Consider the following 24,664-nt stretch of genomic DNA (forward strand, 5'->3'; position numbering starts at 1 on the left):
CCGTGAAATCTAGATGTTCTCATAATACGTGTAACCGGCGAGACTCTCGGTAAAACTCTTCACGATGGTGCGTCGTTCGGTCACTGTCAGGTGGCCCGAACGAACGGCTCGTTCTGCAACATGACGGAAGGATTCCAGCAGGCTGGCCGGCTGGTATTCGACGTAGCTCAGGACATCGGCAATGGTGTCGCCGTGCAATTCGCGCTCGAAATGGATTGATCCGTCGTCGCGAACCCGGATACTGGCAACGTTGGTATCACCGAACAGATTGTGCAAGTCTCCCAGCGTTTCCTGATAGGCGCCTACCAGGAACACGGCCAGAAAATAGTCCTCGCCCTTGCGCACTTGGTGCAATGGCAGTGTCGGGTACTGGCCACCGGGATCGGCGAAATGGTCAATCTTGCCATCACTGTCACAGGTGATGTCGGCAATGAAGGCCGTACGGTTCGGCTCCTCGTCCAGACGATGAATGGGGGTGATCGGAAAGACCTGATCGATCGCCCAGGTATCCGGCAACGACTGGAAAATGCTGAAATTGCCATAGTAGATATCGGAGGTACTCTCCGAGAGGTCCTGCAGTACGGCGGGCACCCTGGCGGCATTGGGCAACTCTTCGCGTATCCGGGCGATGATCTGCAGATAGGTATTGTCAGCCAGCGACATTGCCCGCAAGGTGCAATGGCCACGGCGAAAACGATCTCGCAGTTCCTCACGATAGAAATTGGCGTCGTTGAAGCATTCCTGCAGATTGCTCGGGTTGACGATATCCCGGACCTCGATCAATCGCGAGATCTGCGGGTCATCGCCCAGCGCTCTGGGCTCGTCGATGTCGGCACTGGGATCCTGCCACTCGGCCTGCTGCTTCAGCAGCTCGTTCGGCAGCGGATTGCTATCGGTGACATCCAGAATATCGAACAGCAGTACGGATGAATATGCAACCGTGGCACGCCCGGATTCGGTGATGAGCTCTGGGTGGGAAATCTCCATCGGGTCCAGCACTTCCATGATGCTGTCGACGATATCTGCACAGTACTCATTCAGCTGGTAGTTCATGCTGTGCGTCCAGTTGCTCTGGCTGCCATCGTAATCCACCGCAAGGCCACCGCCCATGTCGATGTGTCCCATGGGGGCGCCTTCACGCACCAGGTCGGCATAGTAGCGACAGGCCTCCGAGACTCCGGCGCGCACGTTCATGATGTTGGGAATCTGTGAACCGATATGGGCATGCAGCAGTTTCAGGCAATCGAGCATGTCTGCTTCCTTGAGCAGGTCTACCACTTCCAGCAGTCGGGTGGTGGACAGGCCGAAGATACTGCGGTCGCCGCTGTCCTCCTGCCAGTGTCCATCAACGCGAGTGGAGAGCTTCACCCGCACGCCAATCAGAGGACGAATATCCAGCAGGCGGCTCTGTTCGATGATGATGCGCGCCTCGGTCGGGTTTTCCACCACGAAGAAGCAGTCGATACCGAGTTTTCGTGCATACAGGCCCAGCTGAATGAATTCTGCATCCTTGAAACCGTTGCAGATGATCGGACTGGCATGACTCTCCAGAGACGCCATGGCGATGAGCAGTTCAGCCTTGCTGCCGGCTTCGAAACCATGATTGAAGGCCTTGCCGGCACGCGCGATCTCTTCGATGACATGGCGTTGCTGATTGACCTTGATGGGAAAGACGCCACGATAGCGGTTGAGATAGCCGGCATCCTGCATTGCTCGCGTGAAGGCTTCGTTGATCACCTTGATACGGTGGTCGAGAATGTTCTCGATGCGCAGCAGCACCGGTGCCTCCAGTCCGCGTTCGCGCAGACCTTCCATGACTGTCAGCAGCGATACGCGTGGACCATCGGGATTGTCAGGATCGGTAATGACCACATGGCCGTTGTCACCGACACTGAAATACCCGGCGCCCCATTCATTGATGCCGTAGCGCTCGGCCGAGTCCTGTACCGTCCAGCCTGTGTTGCTGTCAGTCATCGTGTCTTCCTTGCTCATAGTCGGCCGATGCCTCGACGAACGGCGCCGCGCTGGCTGGCCAGCACGCATAGCCAGTCATGGGCCACGGTAGCGGCAGCCAGGGCGGTGATTTCCGCATGATCGTAGGCGGGGGACACTTCGACCACGTCCATGCCGATCAGGTGCAGAGGTTCCAGCCCGCGAACGAATTCCAGGGCCTGCCAGCTGCTCAGCCCGCCGGCAACCGGGGTGCCGGTGCCCGGAGCAAAAGCCGGGTCCAGTCCATCGATATCGAACGACAGATACACCGGTTGATCGCCAGCGCGCTCGATCACCACTTTCAGGGCCTCATCGATACCGTTGCGGTGAATCCAGGGGGACGTCAGTATCTCGAACCCGGCGTCGTGATCGTTGAAGGTTCGCAGTCCGACCTGCGTGGAGCGCGACGGATCCACGATGCCATCGGCGACGGCACGGGTGAACATGGTGCCGTGATCCAGCTGCTTGCCGTCATCTTCCCAGGTATCGCAGTGCGCATCGAACTGCACCAGGGCGATCGGTCCGTACTTCTCGGCATGGGCCTTGAGCAGAGGGTAGGTGGTGAAGTGATCGCCACCGAAGGTCAGCATAAGCGCACCGGATGCAATGATATGGGCGGCATGGTCGGCAATGTCGTTGATGACCGTGTCCGGATGGTGCGGATCGACCAGACAGTCGCCATAGTCGATCACGGACAGCGTGTCGAAGGGATCGAAGCCGAACGGAAAGGAAAGCAGCTCGGCCAATTGCACGGATGCCGCTCGAATGGCGCGAGGGCCCAGCCGACAACCAGAACGGTAGGTAACGGCACAGTCGTAGGGGATGCCGCTGACCACGACATCAACGCCTTCCAGATCGCGGCTGTAGCGCCGTCTGAGGTAGCTCAATGCGCCGGCATAGGCGGCATCGGGCCATCGTTCCTTGTTGGTGGTGGCACGGAAAGCCTGATCACCTTCTTTAGTCATTGTTGCTGGGGGGCTCATTAGCGGGTGGGCACAGGCACAGTGCGGCCTGCATTCTGGATTGTCCAAAGCGAATCATACGGTCAAAGCTGTCAATGCGCACGGGTACCGACAATGTATCGCCCGGAGCCTTGCTCAACTGAGTGTCCACGTCAGGGTCATGCAGGTATACGAAGGTGTCATCGGCCGCCACCAGTACCACCCAGTGCGGGGCCTTGTTGTCGTTGAATCGCCAGGAGCTGATAAGCACTAGTGGGACACAGCCGTGTGACAATGCGGTGACAAGGTCCTGCGTGCTGAAGTCGGCACAGCGTACCTGAATGTCGGTGCCGGCTATCTGCGAGACGAAATCGGCGTGAACCAGCTCCATGACGGCTTTCTTGTCGCTGCGTCGCACGCCATCCAGAAACATGGGGCCGTCATCATTGACCAGCAGGCGTGCCTGAAAGCCGCGCCGGTGGGCCGCCAGTGCCAGCCCGTAGGGTGAACAGCCGCCATGCCCCGAGGTCATGTAGATCGTGGTCGCCTCCCGCCAGAGTTGCACTTCCAGGGTTCGGTCGGCGGGCAGGGACGGTTGCAAGGCACGCATGGCCATGATCAGCGAGGCCGGACCGCAGGTGAAGTCCAGCGTTTGCTCATAATAGGGAACCTGGCAGGCAACAAGCGGCGGTGTGTGCAGCGTCCGTTTCTGGTACAGCCGTGCGTCGGCATGATCCTGATAGTAGTCTTCGCGGGTACCGAATTGTTGAAAGCCCTGGCTTTCATAGAGCGCCACGGCCGTATGGTTGCGTGGATCAACCTCGAGTCGCAGGTAGACGCAGCGGTGTGCCTCGGACAGTCTCTCGGCCTCGTTCAGCAGCTGGCGACCGATGCCCTGACCCTGATGTGCCGGTGAGATGGCCAGGGAATAGAGCCGCGCCAGCGATGTTCCCTTGTGAAACAGCACGAGCACATAGCCCAGCAGCTGACCGGCCGATTCGCAGAGTCTCAGTTCGGCGTTGGCACGCGTGATCATCCAGCGAAACTGGCGTCGGCTGATACGGTCACTGGTGAAGCACAGCGATTCCAGCTCCACCAGGCGATCGATATCGTCAGTGGTTGCGGTACGTATTACTCGTTCCGGTGTCGTTTCCGGGCATGAAATGGCGCTCATGGACAGGTTCGGTTCGGTGCAGAATAGCGCGACGTGCTATCACTACGCAGTTCTATCGGCTTGCGCAAAGCCGCCATTCCGTGCTTTTCATCTACTCTCAGGATCGCGTTCAATAATGCCCAGAATATCCATTGTCATCAGTGACGCCGATGACTGGAAGCCATATTATCCCAGCCAGGATGTCACGTCAGTCGACGCATACCTGGCTGCTCGGGAAGGGCCCCAGGCCCAGCGCGTGATTCTGAACCTTTGTCGCAGTTATCGCTACCTGAGTCACGGATATTATTGCTCATTGCTGGCGGAGTCACGGGGTCAGCAGGTCATTCCATCCATACGAACCATCAACAGCCTGAGCAGCAAGTCTCTGTATCTGCTGGATCTGGATGCTGCGGGAGTCGCTCTGGAACGCCTGGGGGACCGGCTCGCCGGGGAGGACATGCAGGAATACAGCTGTCGCATATTCTTCGGAAAAACGAGCGATCCCGATCTGAAGTCACTGGCCAGGGTGCTGTTCGATGAATTTCCCTGTCCCATTCTGGAAGTGCAGTTCCGGCGGCGGGATCGCTGGTACATCAGTCGCTTGCGCATGCGCGGCATCAACTCGCTGAACGAGCAGGAGCAGACCGAGTTCGCGGATGCGCTGGACCGTTTCAGCCGCAATATCTGGCGCAAGCCGAAAAGCCGCCGCCGCTATCGGCACGATCTGGCCATTCTGGTGGATCCGGACGAGAAGATGCCGCCGTCGGATGGCCGAGCACTGAAACGATTCGAAAAGGCGGCACGTGCGGCGGGTCTGGATGTCGATCTGATTACCCGCAAGGACTTTTCGCGGCTGGCCGAATATGACGCCTTGTTCATTCGCGCAACCACCAGTATCGATAACCACACCTATCGCTTTGCCAAGCGGGCCGAATCCCTGGGTTGCGTGGTCATCGATGACACCCAATCCATCTTGCGCTGCACCAACAAGATCTACCTGGCGAATCTGTTGCAGGTGAACGACATTGCCACGCCGCGCACCCGTGTACTGAATCGTCATCAGACGGATTGCCTGGAACTTGCGGCAGAAGAACTCTCGTTCCCGCTGGTCCTGAAGATTCCCGATGGCGCGTTTTCGGTTGGTGTGAAGAAGGCCAGCGACATGACTTCTCTCAAGGCCATCGCAAAGGACTTCTTTTCCCGCTCAGCCTTGATTCTGGCTCAGGAATTCTACCCGACCGACTTCGATTGGCGAATTGGAGTCATCAATGGAGAGCCGTTGTTCGCCTGCCAGTACTTCATGAGCCGTGGCCACTGGCAGATTTATGAACATGCCTCCGACGGTCGCGTTTCATCGGGCAATTTTCGTACGATGGCCGTCGAGGATGTGCCGGAGGAGGTCACACGCGTTGCTGTAGAGGCCACGCGTCTGATCGGCAATGGTTTCTATGGCGTGGACCTGAAACAACGGGGTGATGATGTGGTCGTCATCGAGGTCAATGACAACCCGAGTGTGGATGCGGGGGTCGAGGACAAGCATCTGGGCATGGCGTTGTACGAGCGACTGGTGGCCGAATTTCTGCGTCGCCTGGCCTGAGGGGGGGTGTAGTTATCCGCAAGCGCCATGCATGTCTCATTCAGGCAAATCGGACCGAAAAAGTACTTGATACCGACCGGCCGGTGGCCGCAAATTCGCGGTACGGGATCGTCCTGGCAACTTGGTGGAAAGTAGAGGTAGAAGCAGATGGGAAAACGAATGGCAGACCGTTTCAGCGATGATGATTACTTTGCTGAACCCAACTACGACAAGCTGTCTGATGAACAGCTGGATGAGCTTTATTACTACGGGGAGATTCGCACTCCCACCAGGCACAAGAAGGCCGCCCACAAGGCGACGATGAAGAAGTCGGCCCCCAGGCTTTTTGCCGATGATGAAGACGGTTGGCTGGACGTCGATCTCGATGGTGAGGACGACGACCTGTACGAGGATTGAACTGCCTTCAGTGGACTGACTGCTCCGGGGTCCTTCGCCCCGGTATACGCTGAAGCCACTCCCGGCTGATCTTGCGATGCAGCACGGGAGTGTCAGTAATGCCGGCTCAGTCGCCGGCAACGATGCGGACCATCAGGTCCTTTGCGTCTATCTGATCGCCTGCCTTGACGAGTAGCTCTTCAACAACGCCGTCCACTTCGCTGTAGATGGCGGTTTCCATTTTCATGGCTTCGATGGAGAGCAGGATGTCGCCGGTTTCAACCGACTGGCCGGCTTTCACGTTGACCGTCGAGACAACCCCCGGCATTGGTGCGCCGACATGCTCGGCATTGCCCGCTTCGGCCTTGGGTCGCGCCATTGCACCGGCGGCACCATGCAGTCTGTCTGGCACGGCAATGGACCGGGGCTGACCATTGAGCTCGAAGAACACCCGTACCATGCCCTGGTCGTTGACGTCACCGATGGCAGAACAGCGAATGACCAGCGTCTTGCCTTTTTCGATTTCGACGAATATCTCGTCGCCTACCTTCAGACCGTAGAAATAGACGGGTGTCGGCAATACGCTGGTAGGGCCATACATGCTTTGTGTGGCAGCGAAATCGGTAAACACCTTGGGGTACATATTGTAGGAGGCCAGTTCGTTCTCCGATGGCTGGCGGTTCAGCAGCTCGGTCAGCCTGGAGCGAATGGCGTCCAGATCGGCGGGCTCCATTTCTGCACTGGCACGGCCGTCCAGTGGTTTCTCTCCCTTGAGTACCTTTTTCTGGATGCCTTCGGGGAACCCCCCCGGCATCTGACTGAGTTCGCCACGCATCATGGAGACGACAGAATCGGGAAAGGCAATATCCTTTGCCGGATTCTCGACATCCTTGATGGTCAGGTCCTGACTGATCATCATCAGAGCCATGTCACCAACAACCTTCGATGAAGGGGTGACCTTGACCACATCCCCAAACATCTGGTTGACGTCGCTGTAGGCGCGAGCCACTTCGTGCCAACGCAACTCCAGCCCCATGGAGCGAGCCTGCTCTTTCAGATTGGTGAACTGGCCACCGGGCATTTCATGCAGATAGACTTCCGAGGCCGGCCCCTTGAGATCGCTTTCGAAGGCCGCGTACTTGTTGCGTACGGCCTCCCAGTAGAAGGAGATCTGTTCGATGGTCTCGCGGCTCAGTCCGGTATCACGTTCGGTGCCGCGCAGGGCTGCCACGATGGATCCCAGGCAAGGCTGTGAGGTATTGCCGGAGAGTGCATCCATGGCCGCATCGATGGCATCGACTCCGGCGTCAACCGCTGCCAGCACGGTCGCAGCCGAAATACCGGAGGTGTCATGCGTGTGAAAATGTACCGGCAATGAAATCTCTTCGCGCAATGCCTTGAACAGTACGGTAGCTGCAGCAGGCTTCATGAGGCCTGCCATGTCCTTGATACACAGGATGTGCGCACCGGCCTTTTCGATCTCGCGGGCCATGTCCAGGTAGTATTTGAGCTGATACTTTGGCCGTGCAGCGTCCAGCATGTCGCCGGTGTAGCAGATGGTGGCTTCACACAGCTTGCCTTCCTCGAGCACGGCATCCATGCTCACGCGCATGTTGTCGACCCAGTTGAAGCAATCGAAGACGCGGAACAGATCGACCCCGGAACGCGCCGCCTGGCGAATGAAATGCTGAACGACATTGTCGGGGTAGTTGGTATAGCCGACACCGTTGGCGCCGCGAAACAGAGCCTGCAACAGGATGTTCGGGGCACGCTCGCGAATCATCGCCAGACGCTCCCAGGGGTCTTCCGTGAGAAAGCGCATACTGACGTCGAAGGTGGCGCCGCCCCAGCATTCCAGTGACAACAGCTGCGGCAAACCATGCGCGTAGGCATCGGCTATGGCAACGATGTCCTTGGTTCGCATGCGCGTGGCCAGCAGTGACTGATGCGAGTCACGCATGGTGGTGTCGGTAACCATGACTTGCGGGGTGTCGCGCAACCACTTGCTGAAGGCTTCCGGGCCATGCTCATCCAGACGATTCTTGGTTCCCGGTGTGATTTCCGTATCGAAGAAGGGCACTTGTGGCGGCAGGGCGTCGGCCCTGGGTCGTGGGCGATCACGCGCTTCCGGATGACCGTTGACAGTGACATCGGCAATGTACTGCAGCAATTTGGTAGCCCTGTCCTTGCGCTGTACCTGCTCGAACAGTTCGGGGGTGGTGTCGATGAAGCGGGTGGTGTAGCTGTTATCGAGAAATTTCGGGTGGCCGATGACGTTTTCGAGAAAGGTCAGGTTGGTGGCTACTCCGCGGATGCGGAACTCGCGCAGTGCGCGATCCATACGCTTGATGACCTCATCGGACGTCGGCGCCCAGGCCGTCACCTTTTCCAGCAGGGGATCATAGAAGCGGTTGATGATGGCGCCGGAGTAGGCGGTTCCACCGTCGAGCCGGATACCGAAGCCAGAGGCGCCACGATAGGCTGTGATGCGACCGTAATCCGGTACGAAGTTCTGCTCGGGATCTTCGGTCGTGATACGGCACTGCATGGCATGACCGTTCAGGCGAATCTGATCCTGCGGAGGAACGCCGGATTCAGGGGTTCCGATAACCGCACCCTCCACCAGATGGATCTGTGCCTTGATGATGTCGATACCCGTGACTTCTTCGGTAACCGTGTGTTCCACCTGAACCCGTGGATTCACTTCAATGAAGTAGAACGATCCCGTGTCCATGTCCATCAGGAATTCGATGGTGCCAGCGCCCACGTAGTTGGTGGCATTGGCAATTTTCAGGGCGTATTCGCTCAGTTCCTGCCGTTGTTCTGAGTTCAGATACGGTGCCGGTGCGCGTTCGACCACTTTCTGGTTGCGCCGTTGCACGGTGCAGTCGCGTTCGAACAGGTGTACCGCATTGCCGTGGGTGTCGCCCAGAATCTGTGCTTCCACGTGTCGGGCGCGTTCTACCAGCTTCTCGAGGTAGATCTCGTCCTTGCCGAATGCTGCACGGGCTTCGCGCCGGGCCTCATTGGCTTCCTTGTCGAGATCCTCTTCGCTGCGAATGGTGCGCATGCCGCGTCCACCACCGCCCCAGGAGGCCTTGAGCATGATGGGGTAGCCGATGTCTGCCGCCATTTTCTTGATGGTGGGCAGATCGTCAGGCAGAGGATCGGTTGCCGGGACAACCGGCACGCCCGCTTCGATAGCCAGGTTGCGTGCTGCCACCTTGTTGCCCAGGCGGCGCATGGTGTCGGCCCGGGGGCCGATGAAGGTGATGCCGGCAGCATCGCAGGCGTCCACGAATTCGGGACTTTCGGACAGCAGACCGTAACCGGGGTGAATGGCGTCGGCACCGGAGAGTCTTGCAACCCGCAGCACCTCATCGATGGACAGGTAGGACTCGATGGGGCCCATGGTCTGATCCAGATGCGGGCCCGCGCCTACCTGGTAGGCTTCATCGGCCTTGAAGCGGTGCAGGGCCAGCTTGTCCTCTTCCGCCCAGATTGCCACGGTCTTGATGCCCAGCTCGTTGGCTGCTCGGAAGATCCTGATAGCAATCTCGGATCGATTGGCAACAAGAATTTTCTTGATTGACAAGGCGTGGATCTCCTGATGATGGCGGAAGAGCAGAATTCTACTCGGAATAGGCCCGTACCGTCACAGGTGAATCGCCAAGGAGTTTGTACTGAGCAGGAGCTTATCGCAAACTGGGCGAATGCTATCCTTGATCGGATAAGCTGACCGGGGTGATCAACCGTGCTCCGGACCAGTTCAGTGGACGGTGTCTAGGCATCGGCTTCGGCAATGTCGAAGCGGAACCTGATCAGCACCGGGTAGCCGACGAAATCATCGCTTTGCTGGCTCTCCATGCCGATGTCGAATTCCCGTCGGTCAATCGTGAATTCACCACGAGCGACCTGTCTGTCCTCTTCGGTAGACAGGGACATGGGGAAAGATATTTCCTGCGTCGTCTCCTTGATGGTGAGATAGCCGCTGACGAGCAGGCTGCCATCGTCTGCAGAGGCAATGCTCGTGGACTCGAACAGCGCCTCGGGATGCGTCTCTGCGGCGAACCACTCGGGCTCGGGGAGTGAGCCTGCCACCTGAAGATTGTCACTGGACACCGACGCAGTACGGACACGCGCCACGATGGTGCTGGCTGAGGGGTTGTCTGCGTCGATCAGTGCCTCGACCGTGGTGTCCGAAAAAACGCCGGGTGTCTGTTCGCCGGCGACATCGGCCAGGAAGCTGACCTCACTGTCTCCGGCTGCCAGCAAGGCGGCCTGGTTGTCGGCATTGGCCGAGATGTACAGCGCTCCACCGGCTGTCACCAGAGTGGCGGCCAGCAGAGCCGACTTGCATCGAAAGCTTGTGGAGCCGGGTTCCGGCAGCATGCGAAGCAGAGTACCGTCCTTGTCGAGCCAGTGGTGTTTCAAGGCGGCGCCGATGTGAGCCAGCAAGATGAGAATCAGCAGATTCGCGGCTATCTCGTGATAGTCGTGGAAGCTGTGAGCGATGGATTCGCGATTCTCCAGCGATGCGAAGGGGGGCAGATGTGGCCACTCGATGACATTGAACAGCACTGTATCGAGATTCAGGGGTGAGGCTGACACCATGATCCAGCCAGTCAATGGAATGGCGATCATCAGCACATAGAGAAGGCCATGGGCGAGGGAGGCAGCCCGTTGCTGCCAGTTCGGGATGGAATCCAGCTCGGGCGGTGGCTTGTGGGTGAACCGCCAGGCCAGGCGCAGCAGGGAGAGCAACAGCACCGTGATGCCGAAGCTCTTGTGCCACTGTGTCAATGCGTAACGAACAGGGTCGTTCTCATCAAGCGAGCTCATGTATTTGCCGATGGCCAGCAAGCCGATGATGAGCAGTGCTATCAGCCAGTGAAAGATGACAGCGGTATCACCGTATCGCTGTTCGATGGAACGACCCATGTCTGAAACCCTGTATGACGGTCTTGAAATCTGCCTCGCAGATTACTGTTCCTTGTTGAGCTCGGCAGTGATGGTCAGCTGCACTTCATCACTCACATTGGGTGCAAACGCACCTAGTCCGAAATCGGAACGCAGAAGTTCCCCGGTGGCACCAATGCCGACAACCGGCTTGCCGGTCATGGGGTGATCCATGGCGGCGTTGACGGTGACGTTCAGAGTGACAGGCTTGGTGACATCCTTGATGGTCAGATCGCCAACCACGGTATAGCTGCCGTCGTCGGCGGCCGTGATCGTCGTGGACTGAAACAGGATATTGGGGTATTGGGCGACATCGAACCAGTCACCACCGGTCAGGTGTTCCTTGAAAATGGCGGAGCCGGTGAGAACGCTGGCTGCGTCAATTTCCACCAGAATCATGGACTTGGTGGCATCTTCGCTGTCCAGATTCAGGTCGATGGAGAAATCGTCAAAGCTCAGGGTCGGATTGGAAAGACCCAGATGGCTGTAGGTGAAATCAATGAATGCATGAGTGGGATCGACGGTGTAGCTGCCGCTGGGTACGGCACTCAGATCAGCAGCAGAGGCATTGCCGAATGCTGTGGTGGTGGCCAGTGCGACAGCCAGTGTGGTTGTCTTCGCCAGAGTCTTCAGTGATTTCATGGTGCTGCCGTGTTCCTGGTTGATGAAAAAAAATTGGCCAAATGGCCGAAAGTTACAGATAGTGCTCGACTAGATAAAGTTCAACATCGTATACTACGCGCACTCGGCAACGACGCACGAGTATGTGCTGCGCCCGTAGCTCAGTTGGATAGAGTACCTGGCTTCGAACCAGGTGGTCGGAGGTTCGAATCCTTCCGGGCGCGCCATTTTTTTCTTTAAAACCAGTGATTTACGATACATCGCTGAGTGACGAACCAATATAGTTGTCCTATAGAATCTGGATTGTCCTATAGATTCAAGGAATAGTGGTTTCGTTTGCCCCTGACGGCCTCAACGGCAACACTACCCGCGGACGCTTGCGATAGTGCCTCTCGGTGGTTGCTGTGTTGCTTTGCCCCAATCGATGGGCTGCCTGTTCAAGGGTGCCAGACTCGTCTGCCATAAATGCTCTGAGCGATTTCTCCTTGATCCGTGTGGCGACTTCAGTCTGTTCGATGACTTTGCTCATGAACCGGCGCCAGAGAGAATCGAATCCGTCTGCTCTGCCGGTTTCTTCATCAATGAAGCCTTCTCCACCTTGGGTGCAGAACAAATAGCGGCTGCCAGATCGTTTTGGCGGTATGGCTTTGATCTCCTCAAGCAGGGTTATAAATTCATCGAAGGTTTCGCCTGACTCGGGGTCGTTGAAAGGTACGAATAACCTCACACCTGACGTGTGCTGCGTCATGTGTAGGGTCACACGAAGCCCCTCGCTGTCGAAGTCACTGAACTGGAGGCGGAGCATGTCGCCACGGCGTAGCCCCAGCATGAGTTTCAGCCTCGTGTATAGCTGACCAACAAGTACGGCCCGTGTGTCTGGCTCGATCGATAGCATCGCGTCAATCTGCCATTGGTGTACTTCGTCGGTGGCGGCCGCGAGGCGCTCGAAACGAAGACCCGCCATTGGGTGGCTGCGGATAATGCCCCAGCGCAACCCCTGCGAGAGCATGCTTCGCAAGACTCCAATGTCGGTTCTTGCTGTTGCCAGCGAGTGCTTGCGCTTGACTCGGTCGAAGTAGGTGTTGCAGTGGTGCGGCTCGATGTCGATTGTGTCCATGTTTCCGAACACTGCGCGAATGCGGGCAATGGCAGGGCGGTATGACTCTTGGGTCTTGGGACTAAGGGTCGTTACATGTTCGAGTGTGTAACGGTCTGCCAGTTGCTCGACTGTGCGGGCGGTATCCAGTTCTTCCAGTCGAGATGACCACGCACGGTATGCTTCGGGCAGAGTGCTACCGAGCCTAAATAGCTTCTTACCCTCCCATAGGCTTTCTCGTCCAGGTGGCACCTGATAGTAATAGGCGTTGTGCCGCTTCTGCCAACGGGAGGGGAGTCCTTTATTCTCGGGGTTTCTCGGCTTGGGCATCAGTCCAGAGCGCCAAAGTTGGGATGCTGCTTGGCCTTGCTCTTGCCCTGTGCGTTTTTTGTGAGATCGTCCCGGAAGACGATGATGCGCCCATCACTGCGTAGCCGCGACGATATTCCTAGCTCATTGAGTCGGGTTCGTTGCGCGTAGCCTCGTGACTTACCAGTGATTTCAGCGAATTCTTCAGGGGTGAGTGTTAATGAGTGAGTGATGTTGTGGGCCGCAGGGTTGGACTGCGCAGAACTTGTTGGTGCTCCTTCTAGCAGGCTCTCTACTTCTAGTTGTAGACCGTGCCGAGGAACCCAATCACGCCATTCGGCCAAAGGAAGAGCATCGTCTAGGGTGTTGTCGAGCCAATGTAGTATGGCGGCAAAAGGCCATTCAATAATAGTTGTTCGGAATCTTTCCCGAGAGTCATGATCTACGTGAGATTGAGGGTCAAGCAGGTTACTGGCGGTGGCCATGCCGACAGTGCCAAGATCTGCAGCGGATTCATCAGCGCGAACGATATCGACTTGAGTGTCGCTACTGATGCGCATGGGGCGCAGCGCTTGAAGCCTGAGCATCAGTAGTAATCGGCCAACTGTAGCGGGCGTGGTGCCGGTGTCTTGGGCGATGATTGACAAGATCTCGGGCAAGGACACCCACTGAACTTGCGAGGCATCAGCGAGGCATCAGCGAGGCATCAGCGAGGCATCAGCGAGGGGTTTGGCTTTGTGCAGCGGATGAGGGGGGCACATTGCTAGGAGATATCGGCTCATGTCGAGCGATGTTCACATGGGCGGGCGTACGTTGGTCAGCATGGATGCCCAGTTTGCGATCAGTATCAAGGTTTTATGCAGCTGGGATTTGCTCTTGGTAAGGATGTATGAGTGTGCGGTGTACTAAACACTTCTTGTGGCTGCGGGCTTACGATAGTGGAGGAATGTGCTGTACTGTACGGATTCTCAGTATAATTCTAGTCTTGCAAGTGCTTTGTGTCGTCCTCTGCCGTACAATGCCAACATGACGAAAAAGCACACACTCATTGATCTCTTTAGTGGCGCGGGCGGAATGACTCTCGGATTTGCCGATGACAGGTTCCATGGTGGCTACAGAAGCGTCTTTGCCATTGACAATGACGAGCCTGCAGTAGACACGTACAACCAGAACTTTTGTCCGGATTCTCCGCATTGCGTAGCGGGCGATATTGAAGAGTGGGTATCTCAGAATAATATCCCTTCAGCCGATGTGGTTATCGGTGGTCCACCGTGCCAAGGTTTCAGTCTTCTGAACAAGAATCGCACGGGTGATCGTAGACGTGCTTTGTGGGAGCCGTATATGGATGTGGTGGAGCGATCGGGGGCGTCTGTGTTTGTGATGGAAAATGTACAGGGATTGCTCAAGAGTGCCGAGTTCGAGGACATTACGCGCAGGGCCTTGGAACTTGGTTTCGATATGCTAAGCCCCGCTGTGCTCAACATGGCGGACTACGGCGTGCCGCAAACACGAAAGAGAGCTATTGCGATTGGCGTGCGTGTCAGCGATTTTGGTAGGAACCTACTGCCAACTTTTCCACCTCGTGCTACTCATGGTGTGGGTGGTGACGGCGTGTCTACGCTTCCTTGGTTGACTGTCCGCGATGCGATAGGGGACTTGCCTAGCCGGACAAGCGGGATCGAGATAAACCCTGGAAAAAAGCCTCCGCTCGATCTACATTTCGGTCGGACACCCACTGACGTGAGCAAAGAACGATACCGCGCTGTTCCGCCAGGTGGAAATCGATTTGACCTGCAGAAGAATCGGCCGGACATCACCCCGGGCTGCTGGATACGAAAGACATCGGGAGGTACTGATCTGTTCGGTCGTCTCTGGTGGGACCGACCGTCGGTGACTATCAGAACCGAGTTTTTCAAGCCAGAGAAAGGCAGATACCTGCACCCGGATGAACACCGCCCAATCTCACACAGAGAGGCCGCCAGACTGATGACGTTCCCCGATGAATTCATGTTCAGCGGCACCAAGATTCAGGTTGCCAAGCAAATTGGAAATGCTGTGCCACCTGTCTTTGCACATGCACTGGCGACGTTCGTTGATGAGTTGCTGAGTCATCGAGTGGCAAAGAGAGCTAACAAGAAGCGGGCTGCACAGGTAGCTTGAGATGGCCAGACGATCTAGTCGTGATGCACCGGAAGTTCTTAGAAGGAAATTGTTGCAACTTATCGAGGAATTCGAGATCAAGCTGCAAGACGAAGATCTGAGATCGCAGGTAGTGGCCTTGATACCGGCCAATCACACACTTCGCGATCTGGGAAGCTCGCTGATAACAGATGACAGCACCGATTCAGCGAGAGGTCGGATTCTTGCGTATCTGTTGAAGTATCCCAAGACAATTCTCCAGGGTGATGAGCTGATGGTGGTGGCTGGCATCAGTGAGTATGGCCGCCGGATACGCGAGTTGAGGGTGCAGCATGGCTGGGCCGTTGCCAGCGGCACCACGTTGGTAGAAATGAAGAGAGAAGACAGTACTCTGTCTTTTGCGGGTGACAAGAATTCTTTAACGACGGACTCTTATGTCTTGCTCAGCGACAGGCAAGATCTCGAAGGGGCCCACCGTTGGCATGTTGCAAATGAGATCCGGAAAGGTAAGGGGGGAGCGCAGGCAAAAATACTTGAATTCTTCCGTCGCAACGTGGGTAAGGAGATCACGGGAGAGGAACTTCGTTACGTAGCCAATGGGAGCACGGAGTGGGCGCGTCGTGTGCGCGAATTGAGGACAGAACAAGGGTGGCCTATCTTGACTCGTGGGACTGGTATGCCGGAATTGCCGATTGGCGTCTATCTTCTAGAAGCGGACAAGCAGGCGGAAGTACATGACAGAAGCATTCCCGATCCTGTGAAAGTGAAAGTGCTTGAGCGGGATAGGTTTGCTTGCAGATCATGCGGCTGGAGTCGTAATAGCGCAGATGCGTCAGATAAATACCGAACGCAAATAGAGCTTCACCACGTACAGCACCATGTCGATGGTGGAGAAAATACAGTGGAAAATCTGATATCACTTTGCAATGTCTGTCACGATGAAGTTCACCGTGGTGGTATCAGCGATTATGATTTGTCTAGGCTTGTATTACCTTAATGGTTTTCCGTCATCGCCGAGCATATGCACCTTTAGTTTGACCTTGTTAAGAAGAGTCTGTCTGACAGACACGTTCAGACTGATAGAATCAAAGAAATCTCGGTGACCGTTGCTGACATGAGTGCCGAGGCATACATACAGCTGTCACGCGACCAACAACGTTGTAAAGACTGTCGGTAGTGATAATTCTATGTTCGTACTCATAATTCCAGGCCTTGACTTCACGTGTCAGCACGTCGACGGGATCAGATGAGGGGTCGTTGAGGTACTCAAACTGAGGCAGAGACTCTTCTTATCAGTGCCTGGCTGGCCGGTTCCCGATACGCGTATCCAGGAAAGCAGGCAGCATTGTTGCGATCGCTGTGCCTGGCGCGTGTTTCAAGCCGTCGTCTGCGAATTCCAACGGTCCGCCGGAACTTCCAGTTCCTGCATCGGTGGTCGTTCCGGCTCTTCAATGGCCTGCAAGACAGCGCGTGCGAGAAACCGACCTGCGCGTCGTACATCCTCCGGCATTGACAGAAACTCCTCGTGAAACAGGCTGACAAACGGCATGAGTTCCTTGCCGAAAATCTCGATCTTGCGGCCTGATCGAGATGGGGCGGATTTGACCGCATCCAGCGCAGTCAGACTGGCCACGGGCGAGTCTGCAAAGATACCGTCAATGGTCGGATCCTCGGCCAGCACTTCAGCGAAACGATTGCGTATTTCAAGTGCTGGGCGGTCACTGTTGATCTTGTCACAGATCGTCAGGGTAACGCCTGTTTCCAGGGCAGCCTGCCGGGCACCATCCGCCATGCAGCGGCTATAGAACTGATCGGCGGGAGGCAGTATGGCGAAGATGTTGCTGCGTCCGCGAGCGGCAAGCTGTGAGATACCGATACGGCCAAAGGCGGTATTGTCGAAATCGAACCAGGCGTGACTGTCAGACCAGTCGGTACGACCATGGGTGGCGAAAGGAAATCGCTTTTCCATGAGATAGGCAACGCGTGGATCACGTGGGGTTGTCGCGTTCAGAATGATGGCGTCAGCCGAGCCGGATTCGACGATATAGCGTACCGAGTGCATTGCGTCATTGCCGGAAAACCAGGGCGTGACGTTCAGGTGGTAGCGAGTATCGCGCAGTTCGCTCGCCACGCCGGAAATGAGCCGCGCCGTATGGTTCATGACATCGTGTTCGGTGGAAATCACCAGACTGACAACGTTCGTCTTCCCTGTGCTCAAACGTACACCGGCACGGTTCGGTACATAGCCTATTTCATCGGCAATCCGGCGCACGGTTTCCTTGGTTTTCTGGCTGATGTCAGGAGCGCCCTTGAGAGCTCGGGATACCGTGGGTACGGCGAATCCACTGAGACGCGAGATGGTCTTGAGGGTCGGTCGCGTCGAAAGGTCAGCTGGCAAGTCGGGTTCGTTGTGTTGTCGATTCACTATGTCTTTCAGCATACATCATTTGCTTCCTGATTCATTTGTACCGCGCTTTACCTCGGTATCAGCACCATCGGGCGACTGATTGATGGACATCAGAATAATAATGCATTGATTTCGGAAATGTATTGAAAATCGTTTCTAAAGCGCTGTAGACTCGCCCTACAACGCTTTAGGAGGTGCTAAACGATGAAATTCTCAACGACTTTGCTGGGGGCTGCGACCCTCGTGGGTGCGGCGGCTGTCAGTGCCACGGATCTGGAAGTAACCCACTGGTGGACATCCGGCGGTGAGGCAGCAGCGGTTGCCTAATTGGCCAGGGCGTTCGACGCAACGGGCAACCAGTGGATTGATGGGGCCATTGCAGGCTCTGCGGGAACCGCCAGACCCATCATGATCAGTCGTATCACCGGGGGAGACCCCATGGCAGCAACTCAATTCAATCATGGTCGTCAGGCCGAAGAGCTGGTTCAGGCGGGCCTGATGCGTGATCTGACCGATGCTGCCGAGGCCGGTGGCTGGAAAGATGTGATTCATCCCCAGTCACTGATCGACTCCTGTACCTTCGAAGGCCGCATCTATTGCGCGCCGATCAACATTCATTCGTGGCAGTGGCTGTGGCTCTCGCACAAGGCATTCGAGGATGCAGGCGTGCCGGTACCGTCGAACTGGGATGAATTCGTCGCTGCTGCCTCTGCACTGGAGAAAGCCGGAAAGACTCCGCTGGCGATGGGCCAGCAAGCCTGGCAGAATGCTGGCGCGTTCAACGTGCTGCTGGTAGCGATCGCCGGCAAGGATGTCTACAACACCGTCTTTGCCGACCATGATGCCGAGGTGGCAGCCGGGCCGGAGATGAGAAAAGTCTTCGAGGCGGCAGCCAACGCCCGGGAGATGTCGAAGAATTCCAGAGTGCAAGACTGGAATCAGGCCACCAATATGGTCATTGCCGGACAGGCCGGTGGGCAGATCATGGGCGACTGGGCGCAAGGTGAGTTCCAGGTTGCCGGCCAGGTAGCGGGCGTGGATTACAGCTGCCTGCCGGGTCTGGGTGTGAACGAGATCATCTCGACGTCGGGCGATGCCTTCTACTTTCCAGTCATGGATGATGAAGACAAGTCCAGAGCGCAGGACGTGCTTGCAGCAACCATGCTGGACCCCGTCACGCAGGTAGCGTTCAACCTCAAGAAAGGCTCTCTGCCGGTACGCGGTGACGTCGATCTGGAAGCGGCCAATGATTGCATGCGCAAAGGGCTCGAGATACTGGCCGCTGGCAACACGGTAAGCGATGTTGCGCAGCTGGTCAGTCCTGACACGGGATCCCGGATAGAGGACCTGTTTTCGGAATTCTTCAACGATCCGGGCATGTCGGTCGACGACGTTCAGTCGTACTTCGTTGACATCATTGCGGACGCTCGATAAGCGCTAGCCGGGATGCGGGCGGGCCATCGTATCGGCCCGCTTGATCCTCTTTCGTCAGGCGGAGACTGAAGCATGAATGCAGACACCAGACCACCCCGGATGTTCAAGAACATGGCGTCCAGGATTGCAGCCATTCCCATGGTACTGACCGCGATGGTCGTCTTCCTGGGATGCTCGATCTGGACCATTACCTACTCGTTCACCAGTTCGAGTCTCCTGCCAAACACGAACTGGGTCGGGCTTGCTCAGTACGAGCGTCTGTGGGGCAGCCGGCGATGGCTTGTTTCCATCGAGAATCTGGCGATATACGGGATACTGGCGTTGATTCTGTCGCTGGTGATCGGATTCCTGCTGGCTGCCTTGCTCGACCAGAAGGTTCGATTCGAAAACACCTTTCGTTCGATTCTGTTGTATCCCTTTGCCTTGAGTTTCATCGTCACCGGTCTGGTCTGGCAGTGGATACTCAATCCGGAATTCGGCGTGCAGAATATCGTGCGCAGCCTGGGTTTCGAGAACTTCATCTTCGATCCGCTCTACAACCCGGATATCGTGATCTATGGAGTGCTGATCGCAGGCATCTGGCAGGGTACCGGGCTTGTCATGTGTCTGATGCTCGCCGGGCTGCGTGGCATCGACGAAGACGTCTGGAAGGCATCGCGAGTCGATGGCATTCCGGCATGGAAGACCTATCTGTTCATCATCATCCCGATGATGCGGCCCGTGTTCATCACCACACTGGTCATCATTACCTCGGGAATCATCAAACTCTATGACCTGATTGTGGCGCAGACTGGCGGCGGTCCCGGCCTGTCCTCCGAGGTGCCGGCCAAATACGTCTACGACATGATGTTCCTCAGCCAGAATCTTGGCCAGGGTTTCGCCGCCTCGACCATGATGCTGCTGGCTGTCGTGGTAATCATCATTCCCTGGGCTTACCTGGAATTCGGAGGCAAACAGCATGGCTGACACCAACTCACTGAACCCGGCTGCAACCAGGTCGAAAGATTCGCTGGAGCCCGATGGGCCCAAACCAAGGCGGATACTGTCGAGTCGCAATATCCTTGTCTACGGCATTCTGATTCTGGTATCGGCCTACTACCTTTTGCCGCTATACGTGATGCTGGTCACCTCGCTCAAGGACCTGGTCACCTCGCTCAAGGACATGGACGAGATTCGTCTGGGCAACATCTTCTCCCTGCCTGTCGATATCACCTTTGCCCCCTGGACCAAGGCCTGGTCCGAAGCCTGTACCGGTCTGAATTGCGATGACTTGTCGCGGGGTTTCTGGAATTCGGTGAAAATCCTCGTCCCTTCCGCCCTGATATCGATCGCGATAGCGTCGATCAATGGCTATGCCCTTGCCAACTGGCGATTTCGGGGTGCCAACCTGTTCTTCACCATTCTGATCATCGGAGCATTCATTCCCTACCAGGTGTTGATCTATCCGATTGTCATTCTGCTGCGCGAGATAGGACTCTACGGTTCGCTGACTGGTCTGGTCATCGTGCATTCCATCTTCGGCATGCCAATTCTGACATTGCTCTTCCGCAATTACTTCACCTCGATTCCGGTGGATCTGTTCAAGGCGGCACGTGTGGATGGCGCAGGGTTCTGGCGTATCTACTTTCAGATCATGCTGCCCATGTCGCTGCCGATCTTCGTCGTCGCAATGATTCTGCAAGTTACCGGTATCTGGAATGATTTCCTTTTCGGGGTCGTCTATACCCGGCCGGAAAACTATCCCATGACGGTGCAACTCAACAACATTGTCAACACCGTGCAGGGCGTGAAGGAATACAACGTCAACATGGCCGCCACGCTCCTGACCGGCGCGGTGCCACTGATTCTCTACTTCGTATCCGGCAAATTATTCGTACGCGGTATCGCCGCAGGCGCCGTCAAAGGGTGAACCCATGAACTCTGTCGAAATCAAGCACCTCGATCTGCAATTCTCTTCAGTCAAGGTATTGCAGGATCTGAATCTCACCATCCCGAAAGGGGAGTTCCTGGTCTTGCTGGGATCATCGGGTTGCGGCAAGTCCACCTTGCTCAACTGCATCGCCGGATTGCTCGAACCGACCTCGGGTCAGATTCACATCAATGGCAGGAACGTCACCTGGGCGGAGCCGTCCGAGCGGGGTATCGGTATGGTATTCCAGTCGTATGCGCTCTATCCTCAGATGAGTGTCGAGGGAAATCTCACGTTCGGTCTTCGCAATGCGAAGATGCCGAAAGACGAAATTGCCAAACGGGTGAAACGCGCCTCAGAGGTCCTGCAGATCGAAGCTCTGCTCAAGCGCAAGCCGGCGGCTCTGTCGGGTGGTCAGCGACAGCGTGTTGCCATTGGCCGCGCCCTGGTGCGTGACGTTGATGTGTTCCTGTTCGATGAACCGTTGTCGAACCTGGATGCCAAGCTGCGTGCCGATCTGCGGGTCGAGATCAAGCGTCTGCACCAGCAGCTCGAGAACACCATGATCTATGTCACCCATGACCAGGTGGAAGCGATGACCCTGGCGGATCGCATAGCCATCATGAAAGGGGGTCAGATAATGCAGTTGGGGACTTCGGATGAAATCTACAACCGACCTCGCAACCTGTACGTGGCTGACTTCATCGGTTCGCCATCGATGAATTTTCTCGATGGCGAGATCTCGAATGGCAGGTTTCGGCGGGGGGATCTGGAACTGCCTCTTTCAGGCTACCAGTTTGCAGAGCAGTCAACGCGCGTGGGCGGGGCAATCATCGGTATCCGACCCGAACACGTCATCACCGGCGATCTGGTCGGCAGCGCGCCGGTCAGTAGGGAAGTCACCGTCGATCTGGTGGAGCCCATGGGCTCCGATACGCTGATCTATACGCAATTGCAGGATATTCCGTTTCATATCCGCATGGACGGCCAGGCGCGTGTTGCTCCTGGAGATCGCATCACCATCGGAATCGAACCTGCGCGCGCCTCGCTATTTGATCCTGCCACTGAACTGCGGATGTAGATGCCGGAGCGGGGAAACCTGGCAGACAAACCGCCTTCTCGGTCATGACTACCTTGACGCCTTTTCAGCCTCATGCTGGTGAAACGCAGCAGGCGACCAGCTTGACCACTCACGTGAGCGAGCGCAGGTCTTGCTCGCCTCTACAGACCATTGGAATTCTCAAGATTATGCGCGCTACTGACGACTTGAACGAGGAGGACATGACCATGGACCTCGAAGCGCTGGTCGATGCCATGACATTGCAGGAGCAGGTTTCCCTGTTGTCGGGTGAAGACTCATGGTCGTTGCCCGCAGTCAGCAGAGTTGGAATCGGCAAGTTGCGGGTGACAGACGGGCCCAATGGTGCGCGTGGGGGAGGGTCACTCATCGGTGGGCTCAGCGCAGCGGCCTTTCCCGTGGGCATCTGTATAGGGGCCAGCTGGGATCCGCAACTGGCGCGCGAGATTGGCAGCGCCATCGCCGACGAAGTCGTCTCCAAGGGCGCTCATGTGGCGCTGGCGCCAACGGTGAATATCCATCGTTCGGTCACGAATGGTCGCAACTTCGAATGCTTTGCAGAAGATCCGGAACTGACGGCGGCCCTGGCAATCAGCTATATCGAAGGTCTGCAAGCCAAACGCATTGCAGCAACAATCAAGCATTTCGCGGGTAATGAAAGCGAGATCGAGCGTACCACCATGAATTCCAGAGTCGACGAACGGACTTTGCGTGAAGTGTATTTTCGTCCATTCGAGGATGCCGTGAAGAAGGCGGGTGTCTGGGCGGTCATGACCTCCTACAACCAACTCAATGGAACGTATACATCGGAGCATTCGTGGTTGATCAACGAGGTATTGCGCGGTGATTGGGGGTTCGATGGACTGGTCATGTCTGACTGGTCCGGCTCCCACAGTACTGCGCCCACGGTAAATGCCGGGCTGGATCTCGAGATGCCGGGGCCGACGCGCGATCGTGGTCAGAAACTGCTCGATGCTGTCGAAACCGGTGAGGTGGCAAGTTCGACCGTGCGCCAGGGGGCACTCAATGCCCTGCGTCTCATGCGTCGAACCGGGGCATTGGGTAATCTGCAACACCATCAGGAACGAGTCGATGACCGTCCGGAACATCGAGCCTTGATTCGGTGTGCCGGTGCCGCCGGCATGGTTCTGCTGAAGAACGAGGGTATCCTGCCACTGCAGGCCGATGGACGTGTTGCCGTCATTGGTCCGAATGCCAGAACGGCACGGATCATGGGCGGCGGATCCTCACAGCTCAACCCTCACTATCAGGTGACGCCGTGGGAGGGTCTGGTTGGTCGTCTGGGAGAGGATGATCTGAGCTACGCAGCGGGATGTTCCAATCATCGTTGGGAGCCCTTGCTCGAAGGGGAATTCACCTGCGATTTCTTTGCTTCTACCGATTTCTCGGGTCCCGTCGTGCATAGCGAGCAGTTGCAGAATGCGAATGCCATGTGGATGACGCCTATCGCCGCGGGAAAGGTCAGGCAAGGCCATTTTTCCGTGCGTATCCGTGGAACCTTTGTACCAAAGGAGACCGGGCTGCACAGGGTCGGTCTCTTTTCGGCCGGGTATTCACGTGTCAAGGTCGATGGGCAGCTGGTTGCCAATGCCTGGGATGGTTGGAGCAGAGGTCGGACCTTCTTTGAAGAGGGGTGTGATGAGGTCGTGGGTACGGTGACGTTGAATGCAGCGCAGTCGTATGAGATAGAGATCGAATTCGCATCCAAGCCATTCATTGATATGGAAACCCATGCATTCCGACTGGGCATCGGCCATCCCATGGGAGATGCCGACATTGTGCAAGCAGTCGAGGTTGCCGCTCAGGCAGACAAGGTTGTGCTGTTTGTCGGCCGCTCGGGCGAGTGGGATACCGAAGGCTCCGATCTGGAAGACATCGCCTTGCCCGGTCGGCAGAACGAACTGGTGTCGGCGGTGCTCGCGGCCAATCCTCGAACAGTCATCGTACTTCAGACGGGCGGCCCGATCGAAATGCCCTGGGTAGACGATGTACCGGCAATCCTGCAAGCCTGGTATCCGGGGCAGGAGTGCGGTAACGCCATTGCGGACGTCCTGTACGGTGATGCGGAGCCTGGCGGTCGGCTGCCACAAAGCTTTCCGCGCCAGTGGTGCAACAACCCGACCTATAGCGAGGATTCCGAGATCTATCCGGGACGTGACGGTCACGTCCGTTACGACGAAGGTGTGTTCATCGGCTATCGTCACTACGAACGTGCCGGAATCGCGCCACTATTCGCGTTTGGTCATGGTTTGTCGTATACCTCGTTTGCGCTGTCCGATCTGCTTGTTGCCAGTCGTCCTGATAGCGTCAGAGTGGCATTTGCAGTCTCCAACACGGGGGACAGATCAGGCAGTACGGTGGCGCAGATCTACGTTGGCGACAAGGAGGCCAGCGTTCCACGCCCGCTTCGTGAACTCAAGGCATTTCGCAAGGTCGTGCTCGAGCCGGGAGAGTCGACAGATGTACAGATCGACCTGTCAATGCGTGATTTTGCTTTCTACGATGTCGTCTCGCGCTGCTGGCGAATCGAAGCAGGTGCATTCTCTGTTTCGCTGGGAATCTCGGCAGTCGACATCGTTGCCGAAGTGGACGTGCAACTGGAGGCTGCGACCCTCTCCGTTTGAGGAGTCATC

General features: G+C 56.7%; 19 protein-coding genes and 1 tRNA gene. 11 read left to right on the forward strand and 9 right to left on the reverse strand.

The genetic code is table 11. The annotated features are described in order from the left end of the window. Positions 1–9: 9 nt before the first annotated feature. The 3 genes from speA to ACUNV4_RS08205 are packed head-to-tail and all read right to left on the reverse strand — an operon-like array spanning position 10 to position 4,107. Entirely contained in the window at positions 10–1,974 is a 1,965-nt protein-coding gene (gene speA / locus ACUNV4_RS08195) for a biosynthetic arginine decarboxylase (RefSeq protein WP_430878023.1), read from the reverse strand. A gap of 14 nt (positions 1,975–1,988) precedes the next feature. After that, positions 1,989–2,957 carry an agmatinase gene (speB, locus tag ACUNV4_RS08200; protein WP_430878024.1) on the reverse strand — a complete coding sequence of 323 codons (969 nt, stop codon included), beginning with the start codon at positions 2,955–2,957 and terminating at the stop codon, positions 1,989–1,991. Then, positions 2,950–4,107: a peptidase C39 family protein gene (locus tag ACUNV4_RS08205; protein WP_430878025.1), complete on the reverse strand. Its 1,158-nt coding sequence runs from the start codon at positions 4,105–4,107 to the stop codon at positions 2,950–2,952. Before ACUNV4_RS08205 ends, speB begins: the two co-directional genes overlap by 8 nt. A gap of 115 nt (positions 4,108–4,222) precedes the next feature. On the opposite strand from ACUNV4_RS08205, the gene ACUNV4_RS08210 reads away from it, so the two are divergent. After that, the gene (locus tag ACUNV4_RS08210) at positions 4,223–5,683 is read left to right on the forward strand and encodes a RimK family protein (protein ID WP_430878026.1); all 1,461 of its coding nucleotides are present in this window, start codon (positions 4,223–4,225) and stop codon (positions 5,681–5,683) included. A gap of 159 nt (positions 5,684–5,842) precedes the next feature. Then, entirely contained in the window at positions 5,843–6,079 is a 237-nt protein-coding gene (locus ACUNV4_RS08215; RefSeq protein WP_430878027.1) for a hypothetical protein, read from the forward strand. Positions 6,080–6,185: 106 nt separating this feature from the next. Here the strand turns inward: ACUNV4_RS08215 and pyc are convergent, their stop codons facing one another. The 3 genes from pyc to ACUNV4_RS08230 form a co-directional block, all read right to left on the reverse strand. Continuing rightward, positions 6,186–9,653, reverse strand: a complete 3,468-nt coding sequence (pyc, locus tag ACUNV4_RS08220) for a pyruvate carboxylase (RefSeq protein ID WP_430878028.1) — start codon at positions 9,651–9,653, stop codon at positions 6,186–6,188. A gap of 188 nt (positions 9,654–9,841) precedes the next feature. Then, complete coding sequence (locus ACUNV4_RS08225) at positions 9,842–10,999, reverse strand: cytochrome b/b6 domain-containing protein (RefSeq protein WP_430878029.1); 1,158 nt, start codon at positions 10,997–10,999, stop codon at positions 9,842–9,844. A gap of 42 nt (positions 11,000–11,041) precedes the next feature. Further along, entirely contained in the window at positions 11,042–11,659 is a 618-nt protein-coding gene (locus tag ACUNV4_RS08230; RefSeq protein WP_430878030.1) for a YceI family protein, read from the reverse strand. 129 nt (positions 11,660–11,788) lie between these two features. Between ACUNV4_RS08230 and ACUNV4_RS08235 the strand changes: the two genes are divergently transcribed. Next, positions 11,789–11,865: transfer RNA gene (locus ACUNV4_RS08235), tRNA-Arg, on the forward strand. 89 nt (positions 11,866–11,954) lie between these two features. Here ACUNV4_RS08235 and ACUNV4_RS08240 read toward each other — a convergent pair. Together ACUNV4_RS08240 and ACUNV4_RS08245 are read right to left on the reverse strand one after the other, a co-directional pair. Next, positions 11,955–13,064, reverse strand: a complete 1,110-nt coding sequence (locus tag ACUNV4_RS08240) for a tyrosine-type recombinase/integrase (protein WP_430878031.1) — start codon at positions 13,062–13,064, stop codon at positions 11,955–11,957. Beyond that, complete coding sequence (locus ACUNV4_RS08245; RefSeq protein ID WP_430878032.1) at positions 13,064–13,690, reverse strand: DUF4224 domain-containing protein; 627 nt, start codon at positions 13,688–13,690, stop codon at positions 13,064–13,066. The genes ACUNV4_RS08240 and ACUNV4_RS08245 overlap by 1 nt, the downstream gene beginning before the upstream one ends. Before the next feature lie 379 nt (positions 13,691–14,069). On the opposite strand from ACUNV4_RS08245, the gene ACUNV4_RS08250 reads away from it, so the two are divergent. Together ACUNV4_RS08250 and ACUNV4_RS08255 are read left to right on the forward strand one after the other, a co-directional pair. After that, positions 14,070–15,203 carry a DNA cytosine methyltransferase gene (locus ACUNV4_RS08250; RefSeq protein WP_430878033.1) on the forward strand — a complete coding sequence of 378 codons (1,134 nt, stop codon included), beginning with the start codon at positions 14,070–14,072 and terminating at the stop codon, positions 15,201–15,203. Position 15,204: 1 nt separating this feature from the next. Next, the gene (locus tag ACUNV4_RS08255) at positions 15,205–16,179 is read left to right on the forward strand and encodes an HNH endonuclease (protein WP_430878034.1); all 975 of its coding nucleotides are present in this window, start codon (positions 15,205–15,207) and stop codon (positions 16,177–16,179) included. A 378-nt stretch (positions 16,180–16,557) separates the two neighbouring features. Here ACUNV4_RS08255 and ACUNV4_RS08260 read toward each other — a convergent pair whose 3' ends face one another. After that, entirely contained in the window at positions 16,558–17,622 is a 1,065-nt protein-coding gene (locus ACUNV4_RS08260; protein WP_430878035.1) for a LacI family transcriptional regulator, read from the reverse strand. Between the two features lie 171 nt (positions 17,623–17,793). Here ACUNV4_RS08260 and ACUNV4_RS08265 point away from each other — a divergent pair, with 171 nt between their 5' ends. From ACUNV4_RS08265 to ACUNV4_RS08290, 6 genes are all read left to right on the forward strand, one after another. Then, entirely contained in the window at positions 17,794–17,916 is a 123-nt protein-coding gene (locus tag ACUNV4_RS08265) for a hypothetical protein (RefSeq protein ID WP_430878036.1), read from the forward strand. 81 nt (positions 17,917–17,997) lie between these two features. Further along, the gene (locus tag ACUNV4_RS08270) at positions 17,998–19,023 is read left to right on the forward strand and encodes an ABC transporter substrate-binding protein (protein WP_430878300.1); all 1,026 of its coding nucleotides are present in this window, start codon (positions 17,998–18,000) and stop codon (positions 19,021–19,023) included. Between the two features lie 72 nt (positions 19,024–19,095). Then, positions 19,096–19,989, forward strand: a complete 894-nt coding sequence (locus ACUNV4_RS08275) for a carbohydrate ABC transporter permease (protein ID WP_430878037.1) — start codon at positions 19,096–19,098, stop codon at positions 19,987–19,989. Next, entirely contained in the window at positions 19,982–20,932 is a 951-nt protein-coding gene (locus tag ACUNV4_RS08280; RefSeq protein WP_430878038.1) for a carbohydrate ABC transporter permease, read from the forward strand. Before ACUNV4_RS08275 ends, ACUNV4_RS08280 begins: the two co-directional genes overlap by 8 nt. A gap of 4 nt (positions 20,933–20,936) precedes the next feature. Next, positions 20,937–22,013, forward strand: a complete 1,077-nt coding sequence (locus tag ACUNV4_RS08285; RefSeq protein WP_430878039.1) for an ABC transporter ATP-binding protein — start codon at positions 20,937–20,939, stop codon at positions 22,011–22,013. Positions 22,014–22,219: 206 nt separating this feature from the next. Next, the gene (locus ACUNV4_RS08290) at positions 22,220–24,655 is read left to right on the forward strand and encodes a beta-glucosidase (RefSeq protein WP_430878040.1); all 2,436 of its coding nucleotides are present in this window, start codon (positions 22,220–22,222) and stop codon (positions 24,653–24,655) included. The last annotated feature ends 9 nt before the right edge of the window (positions 24,656–24,664 follow it).

Source organism: Granulosicoccus sp. 3-233 (assembly GCF_052681095.1).